The organism is Arthrobacter sp. IK3, from assembly GCF_051337705.1.
Lineage (GTDB): Bacteria > Actinomycetota > Actinomycetes > Actinomycetales > Micrococcaceae > Arthrobacter_B > Arthrobacter_B koreensis.
On the sequence record NZ_JBPPSW010000023.1, the window covers coordinates 1 to 544 of the forward strand.

At 68.9% G+C, this 544-nt stretch carries 1 pseudogene; it reads right to left on the reverse strand.

What is annotated here, in order from left to right:
* A pseudogene (locus tag ACSLGO_RS18225) lies at positions 1-533 on the reverse strand (hypothetical protein); the annotation flags it as partial.
* Between the last annotated feature and the right edge of the window lie 11 nt (positions 534-544).

Consider the following 544-nt stretch of genomic DNA (forward strand, 5'->3'; position numbering starts at 1 on the left):
CTCACTGAACAGCCGGGGAACCTGCAGGTCCCGTCCCGTGCCTGAAGCCAGCGTTTGAGTCCTGCGGGGATGCGTCGTGTTCGTCCGACGGTGAGGATGTGCCCGGTGCTGGGGTCCTGGATCAGGGGTGTCCAGCGCAGGGCGTCGAGAATCATGGTGCGTGCTGTTTCTGCGCTGATAGGTCCGTAGCCGTTGAGTTCTGCGGGGTTCTCGTCCAGTCCGGCGAGGGTGTCGGCGTTGATGAGGACCATGACCTCGGTGCGGACCGTTGACCGGTTCCGGTTCTGGGTGCGGTGCCGCTCTGCGCGGCGGGGTCTTCTGCCCGCTTGGGTGCTGCCCGCCGGGCCGCTAAGAGGGTGGCCGTCAGGGTCGCCCGCCGTGCCGCTGTCCGGGTTGCCGTCCGGACCGGGAGCCGGGGCGGCGGTAGGGGTGGGAGCCGGGACGGGATCGGGAGCTGGTTCGTTCGCGGTGATATCCGAACCGGCACGGGTGCCCGGCATTGCCGGGCCGGGAACGAGTGGGGCTCCTTGCATGTCTTCGGCAC